The organism is Streptomyces sp. NBC_01429 (assembly GCF_036231945.1).
Lineage (GTDB): Bacteria > Actinomycetota > Actinomycetes > Streptomycetales > Streptomycetaceae > Streptomyces.
This window is the reverse complement of record NZ_CP109599.1, coordinates 20,981-44,881: the sequence shown is the minus strand read 5'-3', so window position 1 is coordinate 44,881 and position 23,901 is coordinate 20,981. Positions and strand designations below refer to the sequence as shown.

The window sequence follows — 23,901 nt, the reverse complement described above, 5'->3', positions numbered from 1 at the left end:
GTGGGAGAGGTGATCATGTTTGCTGTGCAGTTCGAGCGGTTCGGCCCGCCCGAGGTCCTGAAGCTGGGTACCGCGCCCGAGCCTCATCCCGGCCCTCACCAGGTCCGCGTCGCCGTCAGGGCCACGGCTGTCTCACCCGTCGATCTCGCACTGCGCGAAGGCTCGTCCCCTGCGAGCAAGGGGCTCGCCCTGCCGCACATTCCCGGTGTCGATGCTGCCGGGGTGATCGACGAGATCGGCGCAGGGGTAACGGACTACGCCGTCGGCGACAAGGTCTTCGGCGCGGTCGACGTGGCACGGCTGGGCGGGGCGAGCGCGCAGTACGCGGTCCTGGACTTCTGGACGCACAAACCGCACGGCATGACGTGGGCCGAGGCCGGCGCGGCGGGCACTGGCATCGAGACCGCGACCCGCGCCCTCGACCTGCTCGATATCCAGGACGACACGACACTGCTGGTCGACGGGGCGGCCGGCGGCGTCGGCAGCATTGTCGTGCAGCTTGCGATGGCACGGGGCGCCCGCGTGATCGGCACCGCACGCCCCGGCAGCCACCAGTTCCTCAGGAAGTTGGGGGTCGAACCCGTGGACTACGGGAGCGGTCTGCCCGCCCGGGTCCGCGCGCTGACCGCCGCTCCGGTCGACCGGGCGCTCGACGTCGCGGGGGCCGGGTCACTGAGCGAGCTGATCGAACTGGTCGGCACCGCGGACAGTGTCGTCACTCTGGCTGACTTCGGGGCATCCACGTACGGAGTTCGGCTGTCCACGGGCCGCTTCGGCGGCCAGCCGGACGGCGTCCACGGACTCACGTCGGCCACAGCACTCGCCGACTCGGGCCGTTTCCGTGTTCCAGTCCGGGACATCTACCCGGCCCATCAGGCAGCACAGGCGCACGAGACGGCCGCACGACCGCCCCGGCGGGGGAAAATCGTCCTGGACATGACTCATACCGGTTAGACGGCGACCGACACGACTGAGCGCTCTACTGGCAGCACCCTCTATCTCCTCTGGCGCTCGCTGGGGGCGAGCGGCACGGGGAACTCCACCGGCCAAGGGTGACCCGGCACCGTGAACTAATTTGGGGAAGCGGGGAAGCGGGGAAGCGGGGAAGCGCAATGCTCAAGCGCGCACGCTGCCAGTCATCGAGCAATCATGGAAAAGCGGGGACGGCACGCTGCGGCTGATCGTCTTCATGGGAGCGGCCACCTGCGCCGCACTCACCCTCGGTGGTGGCGCCTGGCTCGCGGTCTGCTGTAGCGATGCCGAGGCGCGAGCCAGTTTTTTTCGGAGTTCGGCGGTCTGAGAATGTCGAGAACGTGCCACCGGCTCTGGCCCAGGGACATCAGCAGCCATCACCGGCCGCACGAGGAAGAGGGAGAGACCAGCATGGCGATTCAGCGGATGGACAACGTCGGCATCGTCGTCGAGGACATGGATGCCGCCATCGCGTTCTTCGTGGAACTCGGTATGGAGCTGGAGGGCAGGGCGGAGGTCGAGGGCCTCTTCGCCGACCAGTGCACCGGACTCGACGGAGTCCGCTGTGACATCGCGATGGTCCGAACCCCGGACGGTCACAGCCGGATCGAGCTGTCGAAGTACCGCAGCCCCGCGGTGATCAGCACCGGGCCGCGCAACCGGCCGCACAATATTTTGGGCACACACCGCGTCATGTTCGCCGTCGACGACATCGAGGACACCGTTGCCCGCCTGCGCCCTCACGGCGCCGAACTCATCGGCCGGATCGCCCGGTTCGAGGACAGCTATCTGCTCTGCTACGTCCGTGGCCCGGAGGGCATCATCGTCGGACTGGCCGAGCAACTGGGCTGAGAAGGAGGAAGCGAACCACGCAGCTGAACGAGATCATCGAGGTTCTGAACCACCCGATCAGCCAGGAGCGCGCTGGCTGAATACCCGAGGCGGACCGTGCGTCAGTGCCGACCGCTGCGGCTGATCAGCCCGCGCCGCTCCAGCTGTATCAGTTGGAAGGCAATGGAACGGGTGCTCGATAAGCCGCCCCGTTCGCCGATCTGCCTGATCGACGGCCCTTCGCCAGACTCCGTGATCCACTTCCGGATCACGGACAGGATCTGGATCCGGCGCTCGCGCGGGTGATCTCTCACGATGCCGCTGACTCAGAGAGACGTGCGTGCGCGCGGGCCGCGCGGCGCAGCTCCACCCGGACAGCCGGCGACCGGGCGGGCCCGGCGGCGAGGTACGGATGGCGGGCGATGGCCTCGGACAGCCGCAGCAGCCGGCGCCGCAGCGCCGCCGTGTCACCGGCCCCTGACAGCGTCAACCTTTTCGGCCCGCCACATGACCTCAGCCGTCCGGCCCCGGCGGACCGGGGCCGGACGGCTGAGGCAGTCAGGGCGTCAGATAGCCCAATTCCGCCGCATTCTCAGGGTGAGATCGGCTGGGGTGCAGTCCTCGATGACGCGACCGTCGGCCAGTACCAATACACGGTCGGCGACTTGGATCGTCGCCGGCCGGTGAGCGATGACGAGTACCGTTCGCCCCCGGAATGCCGCGCGCATCGCGCTCTGCACTGCGCGCTCGTTCGGGATGTCGATGACCGCGGTGGCCTCGTCCAGCACGATCACGGAGGGGTTCACCAGGAAAACTCGGGCCAAGGCGATCAGCTGCCGTTCGCCCGACGAGAAGCGGCCACCCCGGCCGCCGACCTCGGTCTGGTAGCCGTCCGGGAGGGCGGAGACGAACGGATGGATCCCGGTCGTCTCGGCGGAGTGCCGGATCTCGTCGAGCGCGGCGTCGGGACGCGCCAAAGCGATGTTCTCGACAACGGTCCCGGAAAAGAGGAAGCCCTCCTGGGGAACCATGACCACGCCGTGGCGCAGCTCCGCCGTCGCGAGGGACCGCAGTTCGACACCGCCGAGGAGGATACGGCCGCCGGTCGGATCGTGGAACCGCGCCAGCAGCTTGGCCAGCGTGGACTTTCCGCCGCCTGATGGGCCGATCAGCGCGACCGTCTGGCCAGCTGGGATGTCGAGCGCGAAGCCGCGCAGTACCTCTGGGCCGTTGCCGTTGCCGTTGCCGTTGCCGTTGCCGCTGCCGTAGGCGAAGGAGACCTCCTCGTAGCACACTTGACGTCCGGCGCACCCTCCGGAGAGCGCGGGGAGGAGAGTGGGGCGGACAGGTTCGACGACGGTCGGCCGCATGGCCAGCAGCACCGCGATCTTGCCCAGTGACGCCGCCGCTGCCTGGTAGGCGTCGAGGACGCCCCCGAGTCTGAGCGGTTTGTCGAACAGATCCCGCAGGTACAGCACGACGCCGGCATAGGCGCCCAACTCCAGCGTGCCAGAAGCCACACGGTATCCGCCCCACAACACCAGTCCCGCCACGGCGATGTTGGCCACAAGGCGCGCGGAGGTCACGTATCGCGCCATTTCCAGTTCGGCCTGACGGTTCGCCTGCCGGTGCCGCCTGTTGAGCTGGGCGAACCGACGCTCGTTGACGTCTTCGCGGCCGAACGCCTGGACGGTACGGATGTCGGCGAAGGTCTCGCTCATGTCGACGGCCGCCGCGCCGGCCGCTGTCGAGCGCCGGTGGTACACCTGGAGCGAACGTCGGCGGAATGAGCGCATGGTCCAGTAGATCGGTGCCATCGCGGCCAGCGCAGCGGCGCCGAGTTGCCGGTCGAGCACCAGCAGGACCGAGGAGATGTACACCAGGGACACCGTCGTGGTGACGATCTGGTCGATCCCGCTCTCGAAGAACTCACGGACGGCCTCGACCTCACTGGATGCCAGCGTGCCGGAGGCGTGCTGGTCGTGGCGTACTGGGTGAATGCCGCATCGAGCATTCGCCCACCAGCGCCGGCAATTTGGCTTCGCTTCGACTTTTGTCCGGTGGAGCCAATGAGGACGAAGGTTTCGTGACTGGGCACGACGGTCTCCTGAGAGAGGTGCTCACCGATGCGCCGATACGGTGTCTCAAACGGTGAGCAGGGCGCAATGGACGGCTGGCTGCACGCATGTGTCAGTACTGGTCACAAGGGCGGAAGCCATCGACAACACCCCCTTCACTCCGGCAAGTTCAGATGTTCCCGTGGCAGCGCCTGAACCGCCTCCGGAAGAAGATCGCACGGCGAGCCGGAGAGGTCGTCCTGACCGACGACACCCTCATCTCGATGGGTGAGGACTCAGCTCGGAATCACGAGGCGGGCTGTGCGCCAGTGACGGCTGCTGCGGCTCATCAGCCCGCGCCGCTCCAGTTGCCTCACTCATCTCATGCGGCTCTTGGGCGTCGCGAACAGACCGCCATGCGCTGCGTCGGCACCGCCTGCCCTGAGCGAACCGCGAAACTGCCCCGGGTAGAGGGCCCGCCCCGAGCCCGATGCCGCAGCTGAAAGCCCGTGGCGGTGTGGCAGAGGGTCCGGCATCATCCTCGTGTGATTGTTATGCAACCCGTCCTGGAGATCATTGCTAGTGCCGCGACCGGCGATGTTTGCCCCGAAGGAGCGCCGTCCGGTGCGTGCGATCGCAAGGCGGCCGGAAGTCCTTGTAGCGGAGCTACCAGGGCTTTTGGCCAACGCGGCGAGCGTGCGTGCTGGACGGCGCGACGGGGCAAAGCTTGCCGGGAGGGGCACTAGCGACGACTTCGCGCTCCGGCCGGTTGGCGAGCACGGGTCGTATGGCTACCTCGTGCTGGACGGGGAGCTGACTCCGGCGGAGGTCGGCAGGGCGGTTATGCGGATCGCCGACTGCAACGACTTCGAGCCGGAGGAGGAGCACGGGTCGTGCCCGACCGACCCGATCGGCACATTCCTGCACGGGCTGCTCACCATGCCCGAGCTGTTCGCCGCCGGCGGGTTCCGGGTGATCGACAACGCCACCGACACCATCTTCGTCGAGCCGGGCTGCTGCGGTGGCCTGGAGACCTGGCGGGACTGGCTGGAGGTGCTCGACGGCACCGGCTGCTCCTACTTCGGCCACGACCCATCTTCGGTGGCCGAACGCGTCGGCGACAGCGTCCGGCTGCTCTCGACGCCCCCGAGATCCCGTACGGCTGGAACGAGATCTGCCAGCGGGCGTACATGAGCGATGACGGCAGGCCGAGCCCCCACTGGCCTGCGGGCTAGCCGGTCGGATGCGGCACAGCGAACGCTCGGCAGGCCAAAGCCCGTAGACCACGGCGAACCCACGCGCAGGACCACCACAGCCGTCAACTGACATGCTGGTTCCGGCCTCCCAACGCTCAGGATTGCGGGGACCCGCGCGCCTCCGGAGAGGCTGCAGCGTTGGTCACGCGCCTCGGTTCCGACGACTACTACGGAGTCGCCTGGGCACGTTGGGGCGCACTCAACGCGACAGATGTGTCGCAGGCGTGGGGCCCACTTGGATGTACCGAGGTAACGATCACTCCGCTGATGTGGGCTTTTTGCGCTGGCTGGCATTGAAGCGCGCCTTCTTCTGACGATTCCCGCAGGTGTTCATGTCACACCATTTGCGGGTACGGCTCTGGCTGGTGTCGAAGAAGGCGGCTTGGCAGGTGGGTGATGCGCACAAGGCCAGTTTTCCGTCTCGTTCGCCCGCGATGATGCTGATCGCGTCGGCGGCGATCACGCTGAGGGCATCTTCCACGCGGGAAGCCGAGCTGAGCCGCCATCGTCGCTTGCCCTCGGGCGTCAGAGCCGCCGCGGCCCGGCCCTGAGCGCTGTAGTCATTGATGACTTGGACGGCAGACGCAGGGAGAGCGTCCTGGGTCGCGGCCGCTGTCGCGGCGGCGTGAATCGACTCCCTCAGTTCCCGAGCGAGGCCGAGCTGGGCCGTGGTGCAGGAGTCCACAGCGAGGCCGTAGACCGCCAGCCAGTCGATGAGTCGGTGCGGCGTGGGAATGCGCTCCACCGCGTTGCCATGACGTTCCGACAGAGTCCCCGTGAAGCTGGTCGCCAGCACGGAACCGAGGCGGAAGTCAGGGAATCCAGCACGCATGGAACCACCTTAGGGGGTTGCAGCGTGGCTCGGAGAACTGCTAGAACCGCCTTAGCCGGTTCCACGATGGCCAGGAGGTCTCATGCCCCGTCCAACCAGCGACGTGCAAGCATTTGAAGCCCACGCGACTGACGCCGACCTCGACGATCTGCGCGCGCGGCTGGCCGCGGCGCGACTGCCGGAGGCGGAGACGGTCCATCGCGCCGCGCCCGACCCCCGCCGATGGGAACAGGGCGTTCCTCTCGCCGACCTAGTCGATGTCGTGAACTACTGGCGCACCGGATACAACTGGCGGTCGTTCGAAGAGCGCCTTGACCGGATCGGCCAGTTCCGCACGACCATTGACGATCTGGGAATCCACTTCCTGCACCGCCGATCCGCGCGCGCAGATGCCATTCCTCTGATCTTGACGCATGGCTGGCCAGGAAGCATTGCTGAGTTCGTCGATGTAATGGATGAGCTGGCAGATCCGAAAGATGCAGAGGCGCCGGCGTTCCACGTCGTGGTCCCGTCGCTGCCAGGCTTTGGCTACAGCGACAAACCGGCCACCACCGGGTGGGGAACCGAAAAGATCGCGGCCGCATGGGTGGAACTGATGGGAAGGCTCGGCTACGGCAAGTTCGCAGCCCACGGCGGCGACTGGGGAGGTAATATCACCACGGTTCTTGGCGGCAGGTTCCCAGCGCACGTTCTCGGCATCCATACAACGTTCGCGGAGGCACCACCCGGGTTGACAACGGACGGGCTGACGGCGGTCGAGCGCAAGTGGACCGAGGAGACCCGCGATTTCTGGCGCAACCGCGCGGCCTACGCGAAGCAGCAGGCGACCCGACCGCAGACCATCGGCTACTCGCTCGTCGACTCACCGGTCGGTCTTCTTGCCTGGATCCTCGACAAGTTCGCCGAGTGGTCAGACACCGAAGACAGCCCGTTCGAGACGATTTCCATAGACAGCGTTCTTGACGACGTCACCCTGTATTGGCTGACGCGGACCGGCGCATCGGCGGCCCGCATTTACTACGAGAGTCACAATTCGCTGGACCCCGAACTTCGGGTCGACGTCCCGTCAGCAATCACTATGTATCCCCGCGACATCGAGAAATGTCCGCGCGCCTGGTCGCAGGAACGGTACCGACAGATCGTCCGATGGGGGTCGCCCGAAAGCGGGGGACATTTCCCATCACTGGAGAACCCCGAGTATTTCGTCAAAGATCTACAAGAGGGCCTCGCGGCAGTGCTGGCCGCCAATAGGTGAACACGGCTCGGCGATTCAGCGCTTGATCACCGCCTGATCCGGCGCAAGGCGTTTCCCGACGGATTCCAGATCGAGCTCATCGAGACGGCAGAACGTGGTCAGGCAGGGCGCGGCGAAGATAGCGTGCGGCATGCCGAGGTTTTCGGATGGTAGGCCTCGACGCCGATCCGCCAACACCCCCGACTGCACCCTCAACTGCGAGGAGCCGGCCTTCTGGCTGTGGGAGCGGCTGTCCGGCCGGCAGCAGGACCAAGTGGAGGCGGTCGCGAAGGCGGAACTGGCGAGCCTGGAGAGTCTGCTGGTACAGCAGGGGGGGGCGAGCTGCGACGGATGACGCCGGCCGCGAGCGGCGCGGGCCGTGAGGCTGAGCCCGTGCGCCGGCCTCACGGCCCGCGCTGCTCTTCGGGCGCTCTTCCACCGGCCCTTCGCCTCGGCACGAGGTCCTTCCTGAATCGGCGTTCAGGAGCGGGCGGTCAGGGTGCCGCGTTCAGCAGGTCGAGTGCGCTGTGCTGGCGGGCGGCGTCCGTCGTGTCGAGCGGCCCGTTCCAGCGCAGCCCGTACTGGCCGAGCGGATTGCGGTCACGGGCATACGCGGCGTCTGCCTGCCTGGACAGGTACGCCGTGTAGGGGTGGTCGGCGAGGGCCGCGTTGAGCTTGCCGAGCCCGCGTACGTGCGCGCCCTTGAAGGACGGGCCGTCGGCCCCGCAGTCACCGCCCTCGCACGGGTCGCGCAGGATGCCGTCGGTGTTCAGGGGCGGGGAGGTGGTGGCCGCGTCGGCAATCTGTCGGGCCGTGGTGAGGAGTGCGGCGTCCTGGGTGGCGCGGTTCAGCTCCGTGAGCGCGCCGAGCAGCACACCCTGGTTGTACGACCAGACGGCGGCGCCGTTGTTGCGACAGGTGGACAGATCGATGCCGTCGTTCACCAGGTGCGAACCGTTGACCATCCCGGTCCCCTGGAACCACGTCCAGCCGGCGCGGGCCCGGCCCAGATAGGCGGTGTCGCCGGAGACGCGGTTGTGCAGGGCCGCGTTGAGCTGGATGTAGAGGGAGTTGGCGATGGCGTTCTTGTAGGTCTTCGCGGTGCTCCACCACACACCGCCGCCACAGACACCGTCCCAGTAGGAGGCCATGTGATCGGCGTCCGCGCGTGCGGTGTTCAGATAACGGCTGTCACCGGTCGCGTCGTACGCGGCGATCCAGGCGAGCCCCCACCACCCGGTGTCGTCGATGTATTCGTTGCGGAACTGGCCCCCCTGCGCGTTCAGTTGGCGATTGTAGGTGTTGGCGATGGCGTAGCGGTAGCTGGTCATTCCCGAGACGCGGATGTTGTCGATGACCGCGGTGAGCGCGTTGGCCGAGTTCCACCAGCCGGTGGTGTCGAACAGTCCGGTGCCGTTGTTGTAGAACTGCATCTGCGCCGTGGCCGCGGCCGTCCGGCGGTCCCACGCGTTCCAGGTCGTACGCGCCCAGGGTGTGCAGGCGATGTCCGTACGGTCGCCGGCCTTGCCGCAGGCGCGCAGGGCGCCGACCCCGTTGGTGTTCCAGTCGTCCACGTTGTACATGAGGGTGCGCCAGCCGCGCTGTCCGGCGGGCACGACGGTGGCGCCGAGGCGGCTGCCGGAGCTCCAGGTGCGCCCGCCGTCGAAGGACCGGTCGAGCCAGACCTCGTCACCGGGGCTGCCGTTGTCCGTCGAGGCCCAGCCCATCGCGTCCTGGTCGTCGAAGTGGAGGACGATCGAGCGGGAGAAGAGCGTGGTGGAGACGGGGCTACGGTCCTGCGGCGAGAGTCCGGGGTCGCGGGCGTCGCAGTACGCGTTGCAGATGGCTGCGGTCGGGGCGGCGGCCGCGGCCGCCGCCGGGGCCACGGCTTGTGGGTTCAGGGCGGCGAGGAGCGCCACGGCGAGTGGCGCCACCAGATGACGCGTCCGGACTGACAACGTTGTCCACATGGGCGACTCCGCGATCGACGGGGGTGGCTGAGAGCGCTCCCAGAACGTATGACCAATGACGCGTCCACGTCAATGCGCTGTGAACTCCGCGAACTCCGCGGCTCCCCGGCTCTGCGACTGCCTCGCCCTCCGTGTCCACCCGGGACAGGACGCGGTCCAGTCAACGGGGCGCGAATGATACGCCGGTCGCACAGATGTGGGCGCCACATACCCCGAATCCGCTGAGCCGACTTCCACGCCGTGGGACGGCCGAATGGACACCTTCTCAGCCCGCAGGCTCGGCTTCCAGACCCGAACCCCGGGTTGACCGCGACTCCATACCCGCCCTAGTCGCCCTTGTGCAGGATGTCGTCGACCAACGCGCCCTCGGCAGAGGTGATCCGTCCCGACGACAGTGCCACGCCCAGGGACTCGCAGAGCGCCCGCACTCGGACGTCCACCAGGGACTCCACGAGCGTGGCGAACTCCTCCAGGCGGACGCGCGCGCGGTACAGCGCGACCGCGTAGGCCGCCCCGCCGATCGCCAGGGCCGGCCACCACAGCAGCCCTACCAACGCGTAGCACTCGGCCCAGCCGGCCAGGACGACAGCGCCCCCGAACCGCCGGCTCGCGCTCTGCACGGGCGCGCGGGCCGTCTCATCGGCCAGGAGCCACACACGAGGCCAGGCCAGCGTCACGCTGATCCAGTGCTGGGCCCGCACCCGGGCCTCGATCAGCCGGACGCGGTCGCTCATCCACGTGGGCCGCTGGGGGAGGTAGTCGGCGACAGGTACCACTCCGGCCCGCCGCGCGGCCCGCTCGGCCCGGTCCCGGCGGGAGGGCACGAACCGGCGCACGGCCCGGCGCAGCCCCGGCAGCGGGATCAGCCGCCGACTGCGCAGCCAGCAGCGTCCGGTCGCCCATCCGCACCCCTGGGCCGCCAAGCCCAGTACGCACGCCGCGGCGACCAGCAGCAGCACGTCGACGACGGCCCGCACGAACTCGTGGCGCCACTGCCGCACCAGGTGGTCGATTCCGGTGACCAGGTGCTCCGCGTCGAGGGCGTGGGCGTGCCCGAGCCGCAGCGCGCACCCGAGCACGGCCAGCAGGAGGCAGCCCGGCAGCAGCAGTTCGGTGAACCACCGGTCCGCTATTCGTTTCGTGGCCTCGGTGAGGAATCCGATCATCGGGGTGTCAGCCGCCTATCGGGGGCTCAGCCGGCGACCCGCATCGCCGTGCCCAGGACGGCGCACGTCGGCGGGTGACCCTGCGGATCGCGGCCCGACCGACGCGTACACGCGTCGGTCGGGCAGACGTACGCGCCGACGCCGGTGCGGCGGACCTCCTGCCGCCCCGGCAGGGCGACGAACGGGGTGCCGGACTCGCCGGACCAGGAGCGGGTGGCCCCCGATACGTCGTCGGGCAGCCACTTCCGGCAGGCGCGCAGGGCCGAACCGCTGTCCCGGACCCGGCCGATGTCGCGCTCCAGCCTGGCCGTGGCGCCGGTGCGCGCGGCCATCTCCCGTAACGAGGGGAGCTGGTCACACCAGAGGGCAAGGGCTTCGTGCTCGGTCAGTTCGCCGTCCGGCATACCGGTCCTCCTCGGGTGTCGTGGGGGCTCCTCCGGTCCCGGCCCGCCAGCGCAGGCAAGGAGCGTACAGCGCGGGGCGGCGCGCGACGACGGTCCGTCCGGCGGAACCAGAACGAGGTCTGCCGCGTTGTTCTCCACAGAGCCCCAGGCGGCGGACGGGGCGTCAACAGCCGAGCGAGCGGGGGTGGTCGGCTCATGTCGGCCGACGACAACAACGTGCTGCGGGGCAGGCTGCTGGCGCGGGTGCGGCGGTACGTCGACCACGCGGACACCGCCGCCGTGCACTCGGACGAGGCATGGGACGAGACCGCCCGGCTCGGTCGCCTCCTCCTCACCCAAGTGGGGGAGGAGGGCTTCGCACCCGGATTACAGCTTGTGGGCTGGCTGCTGGCGTGCCGTACAGGTGTTCTCGAACCGGGGCGGTCCCTGCCCGACATGGCCACGACGGCGCGCCTGCTGGCGCCCGTCCACCGCTCGGAGCCGATGCGCCTGACCTGGTGGGGCCGTAGCCTCGTCGAATCGTTCGGCATGGGGGCGCCGGACCGGGTGGCCGAGGAGCTGTTCGCGGAGGCGAACCGGCTGATGGGCCTCGCGGGCGGCGCGGGCGGCGACGAGTCGCTGGAGCGCGCGGTCGCTGTGTTCCGCGAGTGCGCGCGGGCCGCCGCCCCCGACCACCCGGACTACGCGAGCATCGTCCACAACCTCGGCTGCGCGCTGCGCGTCCTGTTCGAGCGCCGGGGCAGGGCGGCGGACCTCGACGCGGCGGTACGGGCGGGGGCGGAGGCCGTAGCGCTCGGCCCCCGTGAGGTATCCGAGCGGCCGATGTTCCTGTACAACCTCGCCCTGGCCCAGGCCCTGCGGTACGACGCCTCCCGGCTGCCCGGGGACCGGCAGGCCGTGCTGGGGACCTTACGGGAGGTGGAGGCCACGTCCCTGGCCGTCGCCCCCGGGGACGAGGGGGCCCGGCAGAGCGTGCGGGCGCTGCGGGACTGGGTCGGCGCGCGCCCGCCCCGCGCCGAGGCGGCGCCACGGCAACCGGCCGCCGACGCCGGGCCCGGGTACGGGCCGGGGGACTTGGAGGCGGGGCGGCGCGGGACGGGCGGTGCGCTGCGGCAGCCGGGCCACGAGGCCGCTCGTGGGCGGGACGGTGAGGGGGCGTCCGAGCGGGAAGGTGAGCGTGGGGCACGGTGGTGGCGCCGGCGCAACAGCCCGGCGGCGTCGGACCCGGAGTCCGCAGGGGCCGCCGGCAACGGGCCCGACTCCTTCCGTGACGCCGCCCAGACTGCCACGGAACGGATGAGCGCCGTGCTCCGCGGCGACGCGAGCGCGCTGGACGAGGCCATCGAGCACTACCGCCGCGCCATCGGCATCGCCGCCGCCACCGGCCGGGACCACGCCACCCACGCGATGAACCTGGGCGCCGCCCTGGCCATGCGCTTCCAGCAGCGCGGCGACCCCGCCGACCTGGACGCGGCGGTGGACGCCACCCGGCGCGCCGTGGAGCTCGCCCCCGGCCATTCCGGCAGCCACGCCAACCTGCTGAACTGCTTGCTGGAGCGCCACTCGGTGGCCGGCGACCCGGCCGATCTGGACACGGCCGTGACGGCCGGGCGCCGGGCCCTGGAGCTGCTGCCGCCCGACAACTCGGACCGGGCGGAGTGCGGGTGGCTGCTGGCCACCGCCCTCACCCACCGCGTCGAGCGCACCGGCGACAGCAACGACGCCGTGGAGGCGGCCCAGTTGCTCGCGCTGCTGCCGTCCGCAGGCCCGGACGGAGCCCCCGCCCATGACTACGCCGGCCAAGTGCGGAGCCTCGCGGAGGCGCTGAGCGGCCACTTCCTCAAGACGGGCGACCGCCGCTGCCTCGACACGGCCGTGAACATCCTGCGGCTCGGCCCGCCCAGAGCCTCCGACGTCGCTCGGCGGGCAATGATGAAAGGGCAGTTGGCGCAGATCCTGAAGTTGCGCCACGGGGCGACGAATAACGACGGCGATCTCCACGACGCGGTCCTGGCCGCCCGCGAGGGCGCCGCCGAGGACACCGCGCACACGGACATGTACGGGGCTCGGCTGGGCATCCTCGCCGATGTCCTCGTGACCCGTCACCAGTGGACCGGTGACCCCGCCGACATCGACGAGGCCGTCACCGTCGCCCGCCGGGCCGTCGACGCGGAGGACGACGACGGCCCCAACCGGGCGGCCGTCCTGGAGAAGCTCGCCACCGCGCTGCGCCACCGCTTCGACCAGCACGGCGACCGGGCCGACCTCGACGCCGCCGTCACCGCGATCCGCCGGTCCATCGCGGCCCTGCCCGCCGAAGCACCCGCAGGCGCCCGGGCCGGCGCCCTCCAGGTGTACGGCCACATCCTGAGGACCAGGTTCGGCGCGTCCGGCGACCGGGCCGACCTCGACGAGGCCGTAGCGGCCGCACGCCGCTCGGTCCAGGAGTCCAGCGACCACGACGGCAGGTTCAACGGCGAGCGGCTGATGAACCTCGCGCTCTCCCTCGACCGGCGCCACGAGCTGACCGGCGGCGAGCAGGACCTGCGCGAGGCTGTCACGGCGGCGCGGGCGGCGGCGACGTCGAGGGCTTGCCCGCCCCGCATGCGCCTGCTGGCCGCCCAGCAGTGGGCCCAGCTGCTCGCGCGGACCGGGGACTGGAACGGCGCCCTCCACGCCCAGCGCCTGGCCGTGGAACTGCTGACCGTCATCCCCTCGCCCGGCATCGAGCGCGCGGCGCAGGAGCACGTCCTGTCCGGCTGTTACGGAACGGCGGCCGACGCCGCCGCGTGCGCGATCGCGGCCGGACGCCCCGAGGAGGCGCTGGAGCTCCTGGAACAGGGCCGTTCCGTGCTGTGGTCGCAGGCATCGGCCTTCCGAACCGACCTCGCGGCCCTGCGCCGGGCACACCCGGACATCGCCGCCCGTCTCGAACAGCTCCAGGACGAGTTCGGCCGGCCGCACCCCACGACGGGCCGGCCGGTGACCACGGAGCCGGAGCACGGGCGGCTCTCCCTCGGCCTCGCCTGGGCAGCCGAGGAGTGGGAACGGACAGTCGCCCACGTCCGGAGCCTCGACGGATTCGCCGGCTTCCTGCGGCCCGCCCGCTTCGCGGAGCTGTCCCGCGCGGCCGGGCGCGGCCCGGTGGCCGTGGTCAACTTCAGCCGGTACCGGTGCGACGCCCTCCTGGTCCGGCCCGGCGCCGTGCGGGTGGTGGCGCTCCCGGGCCTGACGGTCGAGCACACGCTGGCACGCAACCACGCGTATCTCGAAGCAGTCCTCGCCCTCGCCGGCGACGACCAAGCCGGGAACCCCGACCGGGGGATGGCCCGCCAGACCATCCTGAGCACCCTGGAGTGGCTGTGGGACACCGTGGCGGAGCCGGTCCTGGACGCGCTGGGACGGACCGAGCCGCTCTCCGGTCCGCCGGCGGACCGGCCACGCCTGTGGTGGTGCCCCACCAGCGCGATGGTCACCCTGCCGCTCCACGCGGCCGGGTACCACGACCCCGACGACGCTGAGCCGGGCCGCGCGCCGGCGACGGTCATGGACCGGGTGGTCTCCTCCTACACCACCACCCTCGGCGCCCTGCGCCGTGCGCTGGACCGCCCGCCCGCTCCAGCAGGCGGCGGGCGACTGCTGGTCGTCGCCCAGCCGGGTCCCCTGCCGTACGCGCGCGGAAAGCCGCTGCTGCCCGGGGCGGTGCGGGAGATGGAGCTCCTGCGCCACAGGTTCCCCACCGGGCTCACCGGGCTCTGCGGCGCCGAGGCGACCCGTGCGGCCGTGCTCGATGCGCTGCCCGGGCACCCCTGCGCCCACTTCGCCTGCCACGGCGTCAACGCCCCGGACAACCCGGGAAACAGCTCGCTCTTCCTGCATGACCGCAACCTGACGGTGACCGACATCGCCCGGCTGGAGCTGCGCGACGCCGAACTGGCCTACCTGTCCGCCTGCGAGAGCGCCCACGGCGGCTTCACTCTCGCCGACGAGGGCGTGCACCTCGCGGCCGGCTTCCAGTTCGCCGGCTACCGGCACGTCGTGGCCTCGACGTGGTCGGTGCACGACGCCCGCGCCGGCGAGATCGCCGACCAGGTGTACGGCGCTCTCGCCGAGGACACCGCGCTCCCCGACCCGTCCCGCGTCGCCGTGGCGCTTCACCGGGCGGTGCGCGCCGAGCGGGACGCCGCACCCTACGACCCCGCGCGGTGGGCGTTCATCACCCACACCGGCCCGTAGCGGCACCGGCCCGCGATCGTGTGACGACTGGGACTGCGGGCATCCAATGAACACGGACATTCCGAGGCACGGGGACGACACCGGTCCCATCGGATCCGATACCGACTGTGGTCGCTCCGCATGACTCACAGCGAGATCGAGATCACCGCGGAGTCGGTCAGGGATCTGCCGCGCGACCAGCACCCCGACCTGGCCGATCGTCCGGTGAGGCTCGGCGCGCGCGGTTGGGACAACGAGCTGTGGCGGCTCGGCGACGGCCTCGCCGTCCGGTTGCCCTGGGCAACGCGGTCCGCCGATGCGCTGCTGCGCAAGGAGCATGCCCAGCTCCCCGCGCCACTCGTCACCACCGGCCGCCGCTCCCTCCGCCTCGCTGCGCACCGGCCCAACGTGAACACCGCAGCCGCCGACCGGCTCCAAGCCCTGCCGAACCCCGGCTGACCAGCACCTTCGAGTCCCTGCCGACAGCATCACCCCACCCGAGCGGGAGAACCCGGCGCACACCCGACGCGACAGCCGGGCCACCACCATTCCCACCACCAACCCGCACCAACCCGCAACAACCCGCAAACAAAGAAATGGCCCGCCGGAGAAAATGACGGACCGTCACGCAGGATCGACGCTGAGTTCGTCTGGCGCGACCTGCCGTCAGTGGATCAACGTCTCAGACTGCGGCGACTGTTGTCGATTGATCGACTACGCTCCGACTTTTACGGCAGATCCCACTTCGACGTGTGCGGGAGCGGACATGGTCACCAGACCTCTGGGGAACAAGGAGGCTGAGCGCGGTCGCGTGCCCCATGCGGCCGGAGAGTCTTCGGCCAGGACCGCCAGTCGAGGCAATCTCGGATTCGCGGCCGGCGCCGGGAACGCTGCGGTCGTTCAGATGCTCCGCCAGGCCGGGCATCCATGGGCCCAAGGCCGACATCAGCACAGTCCTGCGTGCGGACATCAAGGGGAGGGATCCCAGGTCCAGCGTTCCGCACAGGGTGGGGCCGTCGAGCGGGCCCCTGAGGGCGAGGAGCACGCCCACGGGAGCGATCCCGTGGCGGCGGCCCCCAGCCCGGCCGATCAGGCCGCCCTGCTCGGCGACGCCATGGCGTCGCCGAGCAGGGCGCTTCCCGCACCGCTGCTCGCGGCGGCGGTGCCGTATTTCCAGAACCCGAACCTGTCCGCCGTTCAGCTCCACGACACCCCGGTCGCCCAGCGGGCCACCGAGGCTCTGGGGGCCCAGGCCATGACGGTCGGCCACCACATCTTCGCTCCCCCGGAAACTGTCGGGAACATGAGGATCATGGGTCACGAGCTGAGCCATGCCAACGAAAACCTCAACGGCACCCCCGAGACCGGTATCAGCAACGGTGCCGGACTCACGGTCACCGACCCCAAGCAGCGCTCCGAACAGAAGGCGGACAAGGACGGGGTCTTCTTCGGCGCCGGCGCGACGACCGCTCCGTCCGTCGTCGCCCAACGGGCGGTCACGCAGGACGCCGGCTCCGCGGCCGTCGACGAGGATGCGTCGACGGCGGGCGGAGCCGTGCAGCGCGCGGCTCAGGCGCCTACCGTGCAGCGCGTGGAGGGCTCGTCGCGGGGCCATCGGGACAACTACGAGGCCGACGCCTCCTCCTCGGGATCGGACTACGACCGGCGGGCCGACAGTTCCCCGGAGCGAGGGGTCTCCAGCTCGCAGGCCGGTGCCGGCAGCGCCGCGCAGTCCTTCATGGACGGCCCGTCGAATCCGTATCGGCCACAGGGATACGGGCGCTTCGAGTTCGAGTCGTCGTCCTCGTCCAGCGGCGAGGAGGGCCGACGCCCTGCCTCTCCTGCTCCTGCCCCCGCTCCGGTGCAAAGTTCACCTTTGGCGGACACGGTGTACGGCTTCGTGCACGGGCACATCACGCAAATCCTCACCGAGGGCGCCGAGGAGGAAGGGGACGTCACCCCCGACACCCCGGCGATGATCGACGGGTGGGCCACCTACGCGGCCGCGGCCGCCTCCGCCGTCCTGGACGGAACCGAGGCCGCCCAGCACGCCGAGGGCAGCGATGAACACGCTGACTTCATGTACCGCTATCCGCAGGTGTTCCAGGAAGTCTTCACGGAACACAGCGACCTCCTGTTCGGGCAGCAGGCGGAGCGCCTCGCGGGGACGGTCATGAACCGGCTCCAGCAGGAACAGCGCCAGAACCGGAGGGCGGACCGGCAAGGGATCAATCTGCCGGAGAACCCCGCCCTGAGGCCGCTGCGCGCCCTGCTCCTGCGAGAACGACTTGAGGACACCAGCAGGCTGAAGGTCACGCTCAAGGTGGACGCGGGAAACCTCCTTCAGGGCGACGTCGGTCACGCCTGGATCGAGATCACCGGATCGGACGGGAAGAAGGTCTCCTTCGGCTTCTATCCGGAGGGCGAGGACCTCCCCTTGCTCAACAACGTGCCGGGCGGAGTCATGTGCCCCGACTCGCATAGGGCCGTCACCCAACGGGAGTCGAAGAAGGCCAGCCTGCGGCGCATTCTCGACGGCTACCAGATTGCCTACCAAAAAGCCAACGAAGCCTACAACCTCACCCAGTACAACTGCACGAGCTTCGCGGGCCAGGTGTGGACGGCCATGACCGGTGAAAGCATCCCCCGAAACCTGCTCACCACGGCGGGTTTGATCAACATGGTCGCCCCGAACCCCGCCGCCGCAGGTGCCGGCCTCGACCGACACCAGGCGCCGCGGCTGGATCGCAGGCGTGAGCGCATCCGCACGAACATACAAGGCCCCATGCGCGGTGTACTTCCCGGTGGCAACGAGGACGAGTTGGCCGACCGGATGGCTCGCGTGGGGCTCTCCCAGAGCAGCGACTCCCAGTCCTCCGAGGAGGTGGACTGACCAACACGGCGGTTGGCGCCCGCCGGGCCACCGGCGGCCCCGCGGGCACCAACCGCCGACCGGCCCGGCGGGCCTGGTGCTGGGAACACGGCGGCCGCCACCTCCGCGGAGGACGACGCGCTCGTCGAACGCCTCGCTCGCGGCGAGGACATCGGCGCCACGGACGCCGGCGTCACCGGCTCGGAGGTGGCGTGAGCCGCTACCGCCTCCAGTACGCACCACCCGCTGCCCCCCGGTCACTCAACTGTGGTTCGCCGCGCACCATCCCGCCCACCCCGCGCCAGGGAGAACCGTCGAGGCGTTCGACGCCCCGCGCGGTGCCGCCCGGCCGGTCTGCGCGGAGTACGACTACGAGCTGCGCGAGTTCGCGGACGAGTCCCGGCTGCCGTTTGATGTCCGGCTGCCCGAGCGTCCCAAGCCGCGGCGGCTGGTGTCGGCTCGGCGTACGGTCTCGGCTCCCCAGCGGCGCACAGATAAGCGTCCCCGGTCGTCAGGCCGTTCTGCTCCCTCCCTCTCCTGCTGTGAGACGGAGACTCAGGGGGCGAGCAGACCGTTGGTGGCGGCGCGCGTCAGTTCCGGACGGCTGAGGACGTCCGTGCTGTCGATGAACTGGTCGACGGCGCCGATAGTGGGCAGGGAGCTGATGTCCGGGTCGGTGATGCGGACTCTCAGCGCCGCGGTGAAGCGTTCGGCGTGCAGGACCTGGAATGGTCTGGTGTGGTAGGGCCGCGTGGCGGGGTCGACGGGGTCGGTGAGGCCGAGCTGGTTGTGTGTGGCCGCGACGGCTTCGTAGGCGCGGGCCAGGTGGTGCTCGCGGGTGTGCCAGTCGGTGGCGGCGAGGGCGTCGGTGAGGACCGGGGTGAGGGCGGGTGCCTGGGCGGTGCGGGCGAAGGCGCTGCCGAGCCATTTGCTGTAGGGAGGATATCGGCGCTCCATGAGCAGGCAGAGCCGCATCAGATCGCGTACCAGGCGGGCGGCGACGACGGCGGAACCGAGTTCGTCGCCCACTTCGCCGCAGCGGCCGACGAAGGCTTCCTCCTGGGAGATGCGCTGCCACTGGCAGGCGAGCAGGTGGAGCCAGAGGTCGTGGGGGTACCAGTCGAGGTTGGCGCGGATCGGTGCGAGTTGGCCGAGTCCGTCGTGGAGGACGGCACCGGCGGTGACCTCGGCGAGGAGCTGAGTGGGGGTGGCCAGCCAGTCCGACAGGGTGATGTCGGTACGCGGGTCGAAGCCCAGTTGCGTGGTGAACCAGGACCCTGGGTCCGTGACTTCGACCCGGTGGTGGACTGGCCCGTCAGTGGTCCGCATGACCCGGATGTCCGCCTCGCCGGCGGAGGCGAAGTGCGTCGGGTAGCCGCGGAAGGTTTTCGGCAAGCGTTCGGAGAGCAGTGCCGTGATTCTCGCGCCGTGGCGTGTGAGGTCCCGCGAGCGCAGGAAGATCTGCAGGCGGGGTCCCCATTCGTGGTCGGCGGAGCGTGCGGTGTCGAATCCGAGGACTTCCGAACCGCCGCCGAGACGAGCGGCGGAGTGCGTAACCCCGGGGGCGGCCTCGTCCAGCAAAGGCCGTACGGCTTCGCAGTAGAAGCGGTGGGAGAGTTCCAGTCCGGGGATGAAGGACGGCGTGGTCATGCTGGAGAGGTTGCCGGATCGTCCCCCGGCCGGTCGAAGGCATTTCCCCGTCCGGCAGGTTGCGCCTGACCGTGGTTACGGCCGGTCCGACCGCCACTTGCGTCCATGGTCGGCCGCCGCCAGGCATCGGCCAGCCGCAGGCGGCCGGACAACACCCGTCAGTGCGTGCCCAAGAGCCGTCCGCGTTCATCCGTACGCACCTCCGCGTATACAGGCTCTGGCAAGATCTTCGTAGGCGGAGATCATCTGGGTGCCGTGGTCGTCCGGCCCGCGTAACCGCGCCGGAGGTAGGCGGTCAGGGCGACACGGTGGCGCGGGAGCGGGACGCCGGCGCGTCCTGCCATCAGGCGTTTCTGGAGTTCGACGTCGGCGCTGCGGCCTTTGTTGACGCCGGAGTTGTTGGTGGTGATGACCCCCTGGGGGACGGCGTGCTGGTCTTCGCGTAGAGCTCCGGCGATACCGGCAAGTGGTGGCGGTCCGCCGTGCGTGAGGCGAGGCTGGTGAGCGCGTAACTCGCTGATCGCCCGCAGCTCCGGCTCGGATGTGCGGGCCTTCTGCCGCCGTCCCTGCTGGCTCATGTCGAGCGTTGACGGACCGTGAGGTCAATACGCCTGTGACAGAACGAAGACGTCGCGGGGGCCGCCGGTAACTCGATGCTAGATGCAAATACTTTCGACCACATGCACCGCGCCACTCCCGGGGAAACACCGTGAAGTACACCCGCATCGCTACTCTCGCCGCCCTCGGCGTCGCCGCCACCCTTTCGCTCACGGTCTGTGACAGTGACGACTCAGGGATGGACTCGTCCTCCAAGAGCTCCTCGTCGTCGTCCTCTTCGTCCTCGGACGGTGATTCGAAGTCGGAGGGCGGGTCGGGCTCCGACGGATCGGAGGCCGGCAACGCGAAGTCAGGCTCCGGTGAGGGCACTGACGCCCGCGCGAACGCCGCGAACGGCACGGAGACCGGCGGCAAGGTCACGTTCTGCAAGACGGAGGACCTGGCCATCGACGCCACGGACGCCGCGCCCGACGTGGACTCCGGCAGGATCGACATCATCATGATCAACCGGGGTTCGACCACCTGCTCGGCGACGGGCTTCGCGGGCGTCGACATCAAGGACGCCGACAACACCTCGACCCCCATTGAGCGCGGCCACGCCCAGCCGCGTGTCACCATCCCGAAGCCCGGCGACGCCGCTGTCTTCAACCTCGCCTACGACATCGACCACACCGGCGACAGCCCCGCCTCCCCGACCGACATCGAGGTGACGCCCCCGAACGAGACCCACACCGTGAGCCTGAAGTGGCCTGCGGGCGCGGGGGAGAGCAAGGGCGCCTACCCCGACGTTGAGGTCGACCCCACGCACACGACCAGGTAGGGGCGGGCTTCATGCCCACTTGGACCGCCGCGAACCCGAATGTGCGAAGTGGCGGCGCATCGTACGGCTGCTCGCAGCGATCGGAGGACCGTACGCCCCGGACGCCGACGCGGTCGTCCAGGCGGAGCTTGCCGCCGACCGGTGCCGTGAGAAAGCCGAACAGGCGCAGCTCGGGCGGACGAGCTGGTGCGGCTGAGGGGGTGGGTCGGCGGCCTCGATGCCGTGGTGGCGAGCCGGCGGCCCGTACCGCAGCCGTCGCCCTGCTTCCCGCGAAGGCGCGCCCCCGCGCCGCGCTGCTCGCTGCCCTCACCGGCCCGGCACCCTGGTGGCTGACGGCGAGCTGGAGTTCGCCGTCAGCCGCCTCGTCCAGCCAGGCCTGGCCGCCACGACCGCGCTCGCCGGTGCGCGACAGCGAGCGCGGTCGGGCCGTCTGTTACGTGGCGGATCGCGGGGTCCACCGCCCCGAGCCGACCCGCCCCGACCCGCACCGCACTCGCGCCGTCGCCTCGGTGAACTCCCTTGCTCAGGCCGCTTCTTCGAGGGCGGCCCAGCTCTGCCGCTTGGTGGGCCGTGCAGTGCGCCGCCGGTGCAACAGCACCAGCGCCGTGCCCGCCGCGAGGCCCAGCGTGGGCAGGGCGGGGAACCGGCCGTGCTCGGCGAACCCGTGGGCGGCGAAGCGGGACAGCGCGACTGCGCTCACGGCGAGGCCCGGCCAGAGCAGCCACGGCCGGTAGCGGCCGACGTCGGGCCTGGCTCGTTCGTAGCGGCTGACCAGCGCGGCCTCCACCGGCCGTACCACCGCCGTGACCGCCGCCATGAGCACGGCGAGCAGCAGTAGCCACGGCACCCGCAGCGCCCACCAGGCGGGGGAGCCGAGGGCGGGTTCGGGGGCGAGACCGGTCAGGTAGAGGGCCGCTGCGACGACGAGGACGGGCAGCATGTGCCACAGGTAGAGGGTCATGCTGACCCCGCCGACCGGCCCCGCCAGCCGCTGGACGCGGTCATGTGCGAGCAGGCGGCGCAGGCCGGGTCCGGCGAGCAGGCAGAGGCCGCACTGCGTGAGCACCCAGGCGAGCATCGCCACCGAGGGCGGATCGGTGTTGGAGACGGGCTCGCCGGTCACCAGGATCAGGCTGACCGGGAACGGGCCGAGGGCGACCAGCGCCGCGAAAGCCGCGCCGCCGCCCAGCGCGAGGGCCGGCGGGCGGCGGCCTTCCAGCAGGCCGTCGCGCCAGCAGAAGCCGAGCTGGTAGGCGACGGCCCAGACCAGGAGGTAGTTGAGGAGCCCCACGCGGGGCAGGTCGGCGGCGAGCGCGAGGGTGCCGACGGCCACGGCGAGCGCCCCGAGTGCGGCGGGGACGGCGAGACCCCATCGCCCGTGCGCCGCGTACAGGACTGGCGTCAGGGCGCTGACCAGCAGATACACCGGCAGGAACCAGAACTGCATGGCCATCGCCCAGCCGACGAGAGCGAGGGTGTCCGGGGCGACGCCGACCGCGGCGCTCACCGCGACGGCGAGCAGGACGGGAGCGCTGTACGCGGCGGTCGGCAGCAGCAGCCGGACCGCGCGCCGGCCCACCCAGCCGGTGGCCGTTCCGCCATCGGCCCGCGCCCTGTCCCAGGAGCCGCCGGCCGCGTGGCCACCCGCCAGGAAGAACAGCGGCATGATCTGGAACAGCAGGGTCAGCCACCGCGTCCAGGGGACGTCGGCGAGCAGTTCGGGCGCGGTGATCCCGCCGTCCGAACCGTGTTCCAGGGCGGTGATCAGCCAGTGGCCGGCCACGACCGAGACGATCGCCCACGCGCGCAGGAAGTCGACACAGCGGTCTCTGGTCATACGCGGTGATGCTGCCGCACGCGGCCGTCCCGCGACGACGGAGCGTCCGGCCCGCAACCGATCCGTGGCCGGTACGGGATCCGTCCCGCCGCACGGACACCGGCAACCGTCACCGGCGCGCGCCTCACCCCGGGCTGTCGCCCGAGGCCCGGCCGGCAGGGCATCAGCCGCGTTCGGTCCGCGGCCACCCCCGCCGACCGTCTCTTCGACCACGTCCTCGCCGTTGCCCCGGAACCGCAACTGGGCAGGGAACCGGGGTCCAGTCGGCAACACACTGCTCTCGAAACGATCGAGCACCTGGCCACCCGGCGGGGCAGCCTCAGCATTCGGCAGTAGAGTCGATGGCGGCGTCGGTGCCCTGTTCGGCCAAGCCTCACTGGTGGGGCAGGGGCACCGCGTTTCTCCCCCGCAGTGGTCACCGCCGCTGGTTCGGTGATGGCGGAGCGGTTGATCGTAGGGGATCACCGACGGCAGCGGCCCGGTGTCCGCAGGAAGGTGCGCGAGCCGCCGCTCGTGCGGGGACGTCACCGTCGCCGACGGCTTGACGGAGCCCATCGGGCCGACGGTCTCGGCGCCTCCGTGCCTGAAGTGCTTCGGTTCGGTCGCGCGTGCACGCTGGGGACGGGCACGAGGAACCGCGTCCCGTCGACCGCGCGGCCGGATCCCTGCCCCGTGCCGGTACGAGGCCGATGGACGCCTGGTGGTCGATTGAGGGCGGGGTTCGCGGTCCGGTGGGTCGCCGGCCGCGGATGAGTCTGGTCGCCGGGGGACGGCCGCCGGTACTTCAGTGTGTGCACGCTGCCCAGGGCCGGGGTGTACCCGACGTTGCAGCCGTGGGCGACCAGCAGCGCGGCGATGCTGATCGACCCTGGCGTCGAGCCAGCCTTGGATCACCTTCCCTGTCCGTGACGGCGGGCACGTGACCATCCCGCTTCCCGTTACCGCCGCGCGTCTGGCGCTTGCCGCCACTCCCGTCGAAGTCGCACCTCCAATCTGCACGAGGCCCCCGGCCGGGCTGACCGCGACCGGGGCGCCGGCCTCGCCCGGACCGCGCACAGCGCTTTCATCGCGCCCGCCGGGACTCTCGTACGGGCCTGACCGATGCCCCGTCCGCATGGCCCCGTATCCGGAGGAACACGGCTACGCCAAGGGCCGCCTGGTCGAGGACCGGCATCGTCCGCGCTCATGCCCTTGGACCGTTCCTCGGCTCTCGGCCAATGCGGTTGG

At 70.6% G+C, this 23,901-nt stretch carries 17 protein-coding genes and 1 pseudogene; 8 read left to right on the top strand and 10 right to left on the bottom strand.

The window, feature by feature from the left end:
* The first annotated feature begins 15 nt into the window (after positions 1–15).
* A complete protein-coding gene (locus OG627_RS00215; protein WP_329060154.1) occupies positions 16–954 on the top strand; it encodes an NADP-dependent oxidoreductase in 939 nt (312 codons plus the stop codon).
* A 429-nt stretch (positions 955–1,383) separates the two neighbouring features.
* Entirely contained in the window at positions 1,384–1,824 is a 441-nt protein-coding gene (locus OG627_RS00210) for a VOC family protein (RefSeq protein WP_329060152.1), read from the top strand.
* Between the two features lie 101 nt (positions 1,825–1,925).
* Here the strand turns inward: OG627_RS00210 and OG627_RS00205 are convergent, their stop codons facing one another.
* Positions 1,926–2,117, bottom strand: coding sequence for a hypothetical protein (locus OG627_RS00205; protein ID WP_329060150.1), 192 nt, complete (start codon positions 2,115–2,117; stop codon positions 1,926–1,928).
* 252 nt (positions 2,118–2,369) lie between these two features.
* Positions 2,370–3,803, bottom strand: a complete 1,434-nt coding sequence (locus OG627_RS00200; RefSeq protein ID WP_329072234.1) for an ABC transporter ATP-binding protein — start codon at positions 3,801–3,803, stop codon at positions 2,370–2,372.
* An 855-nt stretch (positions 3,804–4,658) separates the two neighbouring features.
* Here OG627_RS00200 and OG627_RS00195 point away from each other — a divergent pair.
* Positions 4,659–5,054, top strand: a complete 396-nt coding sequence (locus OG627_RS00195; RefSeq protein WP_329060147.1) for a hypothetical protein — start codon at positions 4,659–4,661, stop codon at positions 5,052–5,054.
* 318 nt (positions 5,055–5,372) lie between these two features.
* Here OG627_RS00195 and OG627_RS00190 read toward each other — a convergent pair whose 3' ends face one another.
* On the bottom strand, positions 5,373–5,948 hold the full coding sequence (locus tag OG627_RS00190) for a CGNR zinc finger domain-containing protein (protein ID WP_329060145.1): 576 nt from the start codon (positions 5,946–5,948) through the stop codon (positions 5,373–5,375).
* An 82-nt stretch (positions 5,949–6,030) separates the two neighbouring features.
* Between OG627_RS00190 and OG627_RS00185 the strand changes: the two genes are divergently transcribed.
* Positions 6,031–7,203, top strand: a complete 1,173-nt coding sequence (locus tag OG627_RS00185; RefSeq protein WP_329060143.1) for an epoxide hydrolase family protein — start codon at positions 6,031–6,033, stop codon at positions 7,201–7,203.
* Positions 7,204–7,676: 473 nt separating this feature from the next.
* Here OG627_RS00185 and OG627_RS00180 read toward each other — a convergent pair whose 3' ends face one another.
* The 3 genes from OG627_RS00180 to OG627_RS00170 form a co-directional block, all read right to left on the bottom strand.
* Positions 7,677–9,152 carry a glycoside hydrolase family 76 protein gene (locus OG627_RS00180; RefSeq protein WP_329060141.1) on the bottom strand — a complete coding sequence of 492 codons (1,476 nt, stop codon included), beginning with the start codon at positions 9,150–9,152 and terminating at the stop codon, positions 7,677–7,679.
* A 326-nt stretch (positions 9,153–9,478) separates the two neighbouring features.
* Positions 9,479–10,318: a hypothetical protein gene (locus OG627_RS00175; protein ID WP_329060139.1), complete on the bottom strand. Its 840-nt coding sequence runs from the start codon at positions 10,316–10,318 to the stop codon at positions 9,479–9,481.
* A gap of 26 nt (positions 10,319–10,344) precedes the next feature.
* Positions 10,345–10,722, bottom strand: a complete 378-nt coding sequence (locus OG627_RS00170; RefSeq protein WP_329060137.1) for a hypothetical protein — start codon at positions 10,720–10,722, stop codon at positions 10,345–10,347.
* Between the two features lie 195 nt (positions 10,723–10,917).
* Between OG627_RS00170 and OG627_RS00165 the strand changes: the two genes are divergently transcribed.
* The 3 genes and pseudogenes from OG627_RS00165 (at position 10,918) to OG627_RS00155 (ending at position 17,830) form a co-directional block, all read left to right on the top strand.
* Positions 10,918–14,958, top strand: coding sequence for a CHAT domain-containing protein (locus OG627_RS00165; RefSeq protein WP_329060135.1), 4,041 nt, complete (start codon positions 10,918–10,920; stop codon positions 14,956–14,958).
* Between the two features lie 120 nt (positions 14,959–15,078).
* Positions 15,079–15,291 (top strand): annotated as a pseudogene (locus tag OG627_RS00160) (aminoglycoside phosphotransferase); the annotation flags it as partial.
* A gap of 709 nt (positions 15,292–16,000) precedes the next feature.
* Positions 16,001–17,830 carry an eCIS core domain-containing protein gene (locus OG627_RS00155; RefSeq protein ID WP_329060133.1) on the top strand — a complete coding sequence of 610 codons (1,830 nt, stop codon included), beginning with the start codon at positions 16,001–16,003 and terminating at the stop codon, positions 17,828–17,830.
* A gap of 534 nt (positions 17,831–18,364) precedes the next feature.
* Here the strand turns inward: OG627_RS00155 and OG627_RS00150 are convergent.
* Positions 18,365–19,459: a DUF4037 domain-containing protein gene (locus tag OG627_RS00150; protein WP_329060131.1), complete on the bottom strand. Its 1,095-nt coding sequence runs from the start codon at positions 19,457–19,459 to the stop codon at positions 18,365–18,367.
* Between the two features lie 242 nt (positions 19,460–19,701).
* On the bottom strand, positions 19,702–20,037 hold the full coding sequence (locus tag OG627_RS00145) for a hypothetical protein (RefSeq protein ID WP_329060129.1): 336 nt from the start codon (positions 20,035–20,037) through the stop codon (positions 19,702–19,704).
* Positions 20,038–20,168: 131 nt separating this feature from the next.
* On the opposite strand from OG627_RS00145, the gene OG627_RS00140 reads away from it, so the two are divergent.
* Complete coding sequence (locus OG627_RS00140; protein WP_329060128.1) at positions 20,169–20,837, top strand: DUF4232 domain-containing protein; 669 nt, start codon at positions 20,169–20,171, stop codon at positions 20,835–20,837.
* Positions 20,838–21,360: 523 nt separating this feature from the next.
* Here OG627_RS00140 and OG627_RS00135 read toward each other — a convergent pair.
* Together OG627_RS00135 and OG627_RS35395 are read right to left on the bottom strand one after the other, a co-directional pair.
* Complete coding sequence (locus OG627_RS00135) at positions 21,361–22,674, bottom strand: acyltransferase family protein (RefSeq protein WP_329060126.1); 1,314 nt, start codon at positions 22,672–22,674, stop codon at positions 21,361–21,363.
* A gap of 524 nt (positions 22,675–23,198) precedes the next feature.
* Positions 23,199–23,531 carry a Tn3 family transposase gene (locus tag OG627_RS35395; RefSeq protein ID WP_443073598.1) on the bottom strand — a complete coding sequence of 111 codons (333 nt, stop codon included), beginning with the start codon at positions 23,529–23,531 and terminating at the stop codon, positions 23,199–23,201.
* Positions 23,532–23,901: the final 370 nt, after the last annotated feature.

Excerpts from the sequence above, each read along its gene's own strand:
- OG627_RS00215 (WP_329060154.1), top strand. The coding sequence starts at position 16 with ATGTTTGCTGTGCAGTTCGAGCGGTTCGGCCCGCCCGAGGTCCTGAAG.
- OG627_RS00210 (WP_329060152.1), top strand. The coding sequence starts at position 1,384 with ATGGCGATTCAGCGGATGGACAACGTCGGCATCGTCGTCGAGGACATG.
- OG627_RS00190 (WP_329060145.1), bottom strand. The coding sequence starts at position 5,948 with ATGCGTGCTGGATTCCCTGACTTCCGCCTCGGTTCCGTGCTGGCGACC.
- OG627_RS00185 (WP_329060143.1), top strand. The coding sequence starts at position 6,031 with ATGCCCCGTCCAACCAGCGACGTGCAAGCATTTGAAGCCCACGCGACT.
- OG627_RS00180 (WP_329060141.1), bottom strand. The coding sequence starts at position 9,152 with ATGTGGACAACGTTGTCAGTCCGGACGCGTCATCTGGTGGCGCCACTC.
- OG627_RS00175 (WP_329060139.1), bottom strand. The coding sequence starts at position 10,318 with ATGATCGGATTCCTCACCGAGGCCACGAAACGAATAGCGGACCGGTGG.
- OG627_RS00170 (WP_329060137.1), bottom strand. The coding sequence starts at position 10,722 with ATGCCGGACGGCGAACTGACCGAGCACGAAGCCCTTGCCCTCTGGTGT.
- OG627_RS00165 (WP_329060135.1), top strand. The coding sequence starts at position 10,918 with ATGTCGGCCGACGACAACAACGTGCTGCGGGGCAGGCTGCTGGCGCGG.
- OG627_RS00150 (WP_329060131.1), bottom strand. The coding sequence starts at position 19,459 with ATGACCACGCCGTCCTTCATCCCCGGACTGGAACTCTCCCACCGCTTC.
- OG627_RS00145 (WP_329060129.1), bottom strand. The coding sequence starts at position 20,037 with ATGAGCCAGCAGGGACGGCGGCAGAAGGCCCGCACATCCGAGCCGGAG.
- OG627_RS00135 (WP_329060126.1), bottom strand. The coding sequence starts at position 22,674 with ATGACCAGAGACCGCTGTGTCGACTTCCTGCGCGCGTGGGCGATCGTC.